7 protein-coding genes are annotated in these 5972 nt (G+C 69.9%); 6 read left to right on the plus strand and 1 reads right to left on the minus strand.

Going from position 1 to position 5972, the window contains the following annotated elements:
- From ACFU99_RS29775 to ACFU99_RS29795, 5 genes are all read left to right on the plus strand, one after another.
- Nucleotides 1-266 (plus strand): DUF6207 family protein (locus ACFU99_RS29775; RefSeq protein WP_384397896.1); only part of this gene is annotated, 266 nt, incomplete at its 5' end.
- Nucleotides 267-429: 163 nt separating this feature from the next.
- Nucleotides 430-885 (plus strand): hypothetical protein, encoded by a 456-nt coding sequence (locus ACFU99_RS29780; RefSeq protein WP_384397898.1) that lies wholly within the window; start codon nt 430-432, stop codon nt 883-885.
- 66 nt (nt 886-951) lie between these two features.
- Entirely contained in the window at nt 952-1482 is a 531-nt protein-coding gene (locus ACFU99_RS29785; RefSeq protein WP_384397900.1) for a helix-turn-helix domain-containing protein, read from the plus strand.
- Between the two features lie 4 nt (nt 1483-1486).
- Complete coding sequence (locus ACFU99_RS29790) at nt 1487-2725, plus strand: PBSX family phage terminase large subunit (RefSeq protein ID WP_384397901.1); 1239 nt, start codon at nt 1487-1489, stop codon at nt 2723-2725.
- A 49-nt stretch (nt 2726-2774) separates the two neighbouring features.
- Nucleotides 2775-4274 carry a phage portal protein gene (locus tag ACFU99_RS29795; protein ID WP_384397903.1) on the plus strand — a complete coding sequence of 500 codons (1500 nt, stop codon included), beginning with the start codon at nt 2775-2777 and terminating at the stop codon, nt 4272-4274.
- 24 nt (nt 4275-4298) lie between these two features.
- On the opposite strand, the gene ACFU99_RS29800 is transcribed toward ACFU99_RS29795, so the two are convergent.
- Nucleotides 4299-4532, minus strand: a complete 234-nt coding sequence (locus ACFU99_RS29800; RefSeq protein WP_384397905.1) for a hypothetical protein — start codon at nt 4530-4532, stop codon at nt 4299-4301.
- 302 nt (nt 4533-4834) lie between these two features.
- On the opposite strand from ACFU99_RS29800, the gene ACFU99_RS29805 reads away from it, so the two are divergent.
- Nucleotides 4835-5972, plus strand: a 1138-nt coding sequence (locus ACFU99_RS29805) for a phage minor capsid protein (RefSeq protein WP_384397907.1), incomplete at its 3' end; no start/stop codon positions are given.

Raw genomic sequence — 5972 nt, forward strand, 5'->3', positions numbered from 1 at the left:
CCATGACGGACACCCCGAGTGGAGTCGCGGGCCCGGTCGTACGCGTGGACGTCACCGCGTCCGACGCCACCGCCGCAGCAGCAGCCGCACGGATCGCCGCCCTGTGGCTATCAACCGGCGTCGAGCGCGAACGACTCGTCGATGCCGGCACCCGCGCCAGCCTGTACGTCGACATCACCCGCCGCCCGGCGCCGCGCCCCGCCCGCATCGGCCATCGGCCGCGCCTCAGAACCCCACTTGTGTGCCGTTATCGTTCCGTGATCTAATTTGAGGCGTCTCCGGCATGCCCGGAAACAGAGCCCCTACCGAATGCCCGTCACTCCCCTGACGGGCGTTCGCGCTCCGGGCCACGTCGCACAGCGGATACACAACCTTCACGCACGCCCAGCAGTCACACATGCGCAAGTAGCCACCTGCTCGGGGAGATCCGTGAAGCACCGCACCGCCACCGCCTTACTCACCGTCGTGATAGCCGCCGCCGGACTCAGCGCGTGCGGCGACGACAAGGAAGCCGACAGCAAGCCCACCAAGTCACACGAGCTGTCCGGCCCGGACGCCCCGCGCAAGGACAAGCCGGAAGACCCCGGCAAGGGCCAAACGGACGCCGAGGCCAACGCCGGCATCCCGCCCAAGCCGGACGCTGCAACGCAAGCCCAGTACATCCGTGCGCTGAACGCCATCTCGTCGGCCATCGTGAACGGCAAGGAAGACCGCGCGGTGAGCCGAGGGCGCGACACCTGCGGCACGATCCACTCGTTCCCGAAGGACCACGCCAAACAGGTGGACCTCACCCGGCAACGGTTCAGCGGAGCAACGCAGGTCACCACCACACAGGCATCGCAGATCCTCACCGCCGTGCGCACACACCTCTGCCCGAAGAACTGATCAACACCCCGACGGCTCGGCGGCCCACTGCTGCCGGGCCGCTGGTGTGCTCGGAGGGGGTGAGCCGTGGCCCGCCCCATCACCGCCGCCGACCGCCGTCGCGTCCGCGAGCTGCACGCGCAGGACATGAGCCGCAACGAGATCGCCCGCGCGATCGGCCGGTCGCCCTCGACCGTGTCGAAGATCGCCGGACAATTCGACCCGCCCCTGTCATTCGACCGCGCCCCGCAGGTCGAGGCCGCAACCCGCGCCCGTACCGCCGACCTCGCCGCGCGCCGCGCCGCCCTCGCGCTCGAACTTCAGCAGGACGCCGAGCGACTACGCGGACAGCTCTGGTCGCCCAGCGTCTATGGCGAGTTCGCCGGCAAAGATGGGCACTGGCAACAGGTCAACCTCGACCAACCGCGGTTCGGCGACCAACGGCAGATCGTCGCGTCGGTACAGACCGCCGTCGGGACCTCGCTGCGCCTCGCCCCGGTCGAGGGCGGCGAGAACGCCGAGCAGGTGCGCAGCATGTTGGGCGCACTCGGCGAGGCGCTGACGCAGGCCGCCACCGACGACCAGGCCCACGACGACGGGGGCGCCGCCGGGGGGTGAGCTGGTGCTCGACCTCGACCGTCTGCCCCTATCCCGCAAACAGCTCCGCAGCATCGGCCAGGCCACGGCGCGCATCAACCTGTGGCACGGCTCCGTACGGTCCGGGAAGACGATCGCCTCGCTGCTCGCGTTCGTGATCGCCGTCGCCACAGCGGGACCGTCCGGCCTGATCATCATCTGTGGCCGGTCGCTGCAAACGATCGAGCGCAACGTACTCGACCCCCTGCAAGACCGCGCCCTGTTCGGACCCCTGGCCCGGCACGTCGTGCACACCCGCGGGGCGACCACCGCGACGATCCTTGGCCGCACCGTCCACCTGATCGGCGCCGCCGACGCCCGCGCCGAAGGCCGGCTACGCGGCCTCACCGCGCAGCTCGCGTACGTGGACGAGGCAACGCTCGTACCCGAAGGGTTCTGGACCCAGCTCCTCGCCCGCCTGTCCGTCCCCGGCGCCCGGCTGTACGCGACCACGAACCCCGACTCCCCCCGCCACTGGCTCAAGGCCGGCTACCTCGACCGCGCCCACGAACTCAACCTTCGGGCGTGGCATTTCAAGCTGCGCGACAACCCGTCATTGTCGCCCGCGTACGTCGCCGACCTCGCCGCCGAGTACGTCGGCCTGTGGCGCCGCCGGATGATCGATGGCGCGTGGGTGGTCGCCGAGGGCGCGATCTACGACATGTGGGACGAGGAACGGCACGTCGTCGCCGAACTCCCCGACATGCGCCGGTACTGGCTCGGGTGCGACTACGGCACCACGAACCCGTTCTCGGCGATCCTGCTCGGCGAGGGAGTCGACGACCGGCTGTACGTCGCCGCCGAGTGGCGGCACGACTCCCGCGCCACGCACCGCAGCATGACCGACGCGCAGTACAGCGCCGCCGTCCGCAAGTGGCTCGCCGACCTCGACATCGTCCCCGAGTGGACGTTCGTAGACCCGAGCGCGGCCAGCTTCTCAACCCAGTTGTGGCAGGACGGGCACCCCGGCCTCGCCCGCGCCTCGAACGAAGTCGCCGACGGGATACGCAGCGTGTCGAGCCTGCTCGCCGCCGGCCGCCTACGCGTACACGTCTCGTGCGAGGGCCTTCTCGGGGAGCTGCCCGGCTATAGCTGGGACCCCAAGGCCACCGAACGCGGCGAGGACGCCCCGTTGAAGGTGGACGACCACAGCGCCGACGCCTTGCGCTACGTGATCCACTCGACCGCCCACGAATGGCGGCACCTGCTCGCCCTCGCCGCGTAACCCCGCCCGTCCCACCTGCCGTACATGCGCTGTTGCGCCCATCGGCCCGATGACCGACAGGGGTGATCTCGTGTCCCTGCCCGAGTCCGACGCTCCGTGGCCGCCGCCGCACCTCTCCGCGCCGTACCGCGCGATGAAGATCAGCGACGCTTGGTACAGCGGGGATCACAAGCGACTGGCCCAGGTCTACCGCCACGGTGCGCAGCGCCGCGACGACGGCCGGCGCCGCCTGTGGGGACGCCGCCACCAGCCGCACCCGGGCAAGCCCGACCAGCGCCTACACGTCCCCCTCGCTGGTGACATCGCGGGCGCCTCGGCCTCGCTCCTCTTCTCCGAACCGCTCGCCCTGGCCGTCACCGACACCATCACCCAAGCCCGCCTGGACGAACTCGCCGAGGCCGGCGGGCTGACGAACACGCTGCTGGAGGCCGCCGAGGTCTGCGCCGCTCTGGGCGGCGCGTACCTGCGCTGCACGTGGGACACCGAGTTGGTCAACCGGCCGCTCATCACCGTGATGCAGCCCGACCGCGCGGTACCCGAGTTCGCGCACGGCATCCTTCGCGCCGTGACGTTCTGGCGCGAGCTGCACGGCAGCGACACTTCGACCGTCTGGCGCCACCTGGAGCGGCACGAGCGCGGGTACATCCTGCACGCCCTCTACCAAGGCACCTCCGACTCGATCGGTCGCCGCGTGCCGCTCACCGAACACGCCGAGACCGCCGGCCTCGCCGACTCGCTCGGCGCCGAGGGCGATGCCATCGCGACGGGTATCGACACGCTGACCGCGGTCTACGTACCCAACCTGCCGAGCCGACTGCACCGCGGCTCGACATTCGGGCGCAGCGACTACGACGCCCCCATCTACGACCTCATGGACTCGCTCGACGAGACATGGACCTCGTGGATGCGCGACATCCGCCTCGCGCGGGCCCGGCTGATCGTGCCGGATTCGTACCTGCGCGATCACGGGCCCGGCCGCGGCGCGAGCTTCGACGACGACCGGGAAATCTGGCAGGGCCTCGCCATCCCGCCCACCGAGCAGGGCGCCGGGATCACCCTGTCGCAGTTCGCCATCCGGGTTGCCGAGCACGACAGCACCAGCGACCGGATCATGCGCCAAGCCGTACAGTCCGCCGGCTACTCCGTCGCCACATTCGGCATGGAGGACACCGGCGCGATCACCGCCACCGAGGTCAAGGCGCGGCAGCGCAAGAGCATGACCACCCGCAAGCAGAAGGCCGGCTACTGGACACCGGAGCTCGCCCAGATCTTGCACGTACAGCTCATGCTCGACCGGGTCCTGTTCTCGCCCAGCGTCATGCCGGAGCGGCCCCGCGTCGCCTTCGGGGACGCCGTGAGCGACGACCCGACCAGCGTCGCGCAAACCCTGTCGCTGCTCACCCAGGCCCAGGCCGCAAGCGTCGACACCCGCGTACGCATCCTGCATCCCGATTGGCCCGACGACCGCGTACATGCCGAGGTCGACCGCATCCTCGTTGAGACCGGGCAAGCCGTACCCGACCCGATGCAGGCCGGTGAACTCATCTGAGCGCGCGGCCCCCACTCCACCCCTCTATGCGGCATCAGAACGGCGCCCACTGGACCGTGCGATAACCGCATCGCAGCAGTGTCCCGCGATGCCGAGAGCAGCCAACGCCACCACGGAAATTGGTTGTTGCACGTAGCCGAAGGCAATCGCGAAGAAGATCCCACCACCTCTGACGCTGAGGCGGATCGATGGCCGGGGCACACGCAGCACGAGGTCTCGCCCCTTGGGGGCGAGCATGTCCTTCTGGTCACTGGGCATCAAGTCCACGCTTCCTTCACATGGTTGACGAGATCGATCACCGTTCAGGGAAGCGCGTGCGCACGTCACATCCAGCGCCAATGCTGCCACGCGCACGACAGATGCACCTTTGAATGGAAGGCGACACTTCCCGCAATTTACGGTCAGTGCATACTCTGTCGCTTGCAGAGCCTTATAAACGAAGGTCATCGACGTGCCCCCTGGCGCACTCAAAGGCGGAACAGGTCACCGACCCACCCAACCCCGCAAGTAGTGATCTATTTCACAGTCGGGGGTGTGGCTTGCCAGTTTCTCCTGACCTCGTGGAAGACCTCTCGGTCGGCATCCGTGATCTGTACGCAGATGCCGAGCAGCGGCTGTTGGGCATCGTGGCGCGGCAGCTCGCCGCCGGGTACGACGCGCCAGGATGGGCCACGGCCAAACTTGCCGACGTGCAGGCGCTTCGCCGCGGCGCGCAAGGCGTCGTCGACGAACTCGCCAAGGCGACCCGGCTCGACGTATTCGACGTGATCGCCGAGGCGTACAACATCGGGGCCCGGTCCGGGCTCGCCGAGCTGGGCGCGCTGCACGACGCCGACGCACGCGGGATCGCCGAAACCACGCCCAACACGCGCGCAGTTGACCGCCTCGCGCACGAGACGATCGAGCGCGTCACCGCCACGCACCGCGGCATTCTCCGCGGAGTCGAGGACGGGTACCGGCAGGTGATCGCCGAGGTATCCGCCACGCCGCTACTCGGCATCGACACCCGCCGCCAGGCCACCCAACGCGCGATGGAGCGGTTTGCCGACCGCGGCTTGCGGACGTTCGTCGATAAAGGCGGGCGGGCGTGGTCGATGACGTCGTACGCCGAGATGGCCGTGCGTACCAGCGTGGGCCGGGCCGCGGTCGAGGCGCACGGCGACCGGCTGCGCGCCGCCGGCGTCGACCTGGTCATCGTCTCCAACGCCCCGCACGAATGCCCCTTGTGCAAGCCGTATGAGGGCAAGGTGCTGTCCCTCGACGGGCCGGGCGGCGCCCGTACGGTCGAGGTCGAGCACGCCGTCGAGGACGGCCGCACGGTGCGCGTGAACATCGTCGCCTCGCTCGACGAAGCGCGCCGCCACGGGTTGCAGCACCCCAATTGCCGGCACAGCCTCTCGGCGTACCTGCCGGGCGTCACCCGCGCCCCCGTCGAGCACTCGACGGACCCGGACGGGTACGAGGCCAGCCAGCGTCAGCGCGCGATCGAACGCGGCATTCGCAAGTGGAAGAACCGCGCCGCCGCCTCGACCACGCCCGAGGGCAAGCGCGCGGCCGAGGCCAAGGTGCGCCAGTGGCAGAAGCGCCAGCGCGACCACCTCGCCGACCACCCCGAACTCATCCGACGGCGGGAGCGCGAGCAGCTCGGCGCGGGCAACCTTCCCTCGACCGCGCCGCGCCCGCCGCGCGACGTGGTCG

The sequence above is a fragment of the Streptomyces sp. NPDC057654 genome (genome assembly GCF_042800135.1).
Lineage (GTDB): Bacteria > Actinomycetota > Actinomycetes > Streptomycetales > Streptomycetaceae > Streptomyces.

Excerpts from the sequence above, each read along its gene's own strand:
- ACFU99_RS29800 (WP_384397905.1), bottom strand. The coding sequence starts at position 4,532 with ATGCCCAGTGACCAGAAGGACATGCTCGCCCCCAAGGGGCGAGACCTC.
- ACFU99_RS29795 (WP_384397903.1), top strand. The coding sequence starts at position 2,775 with ATGACCGACAGGGGTGATCTCGTGTCCCTGCCCGAGTCCGACGCTCCG.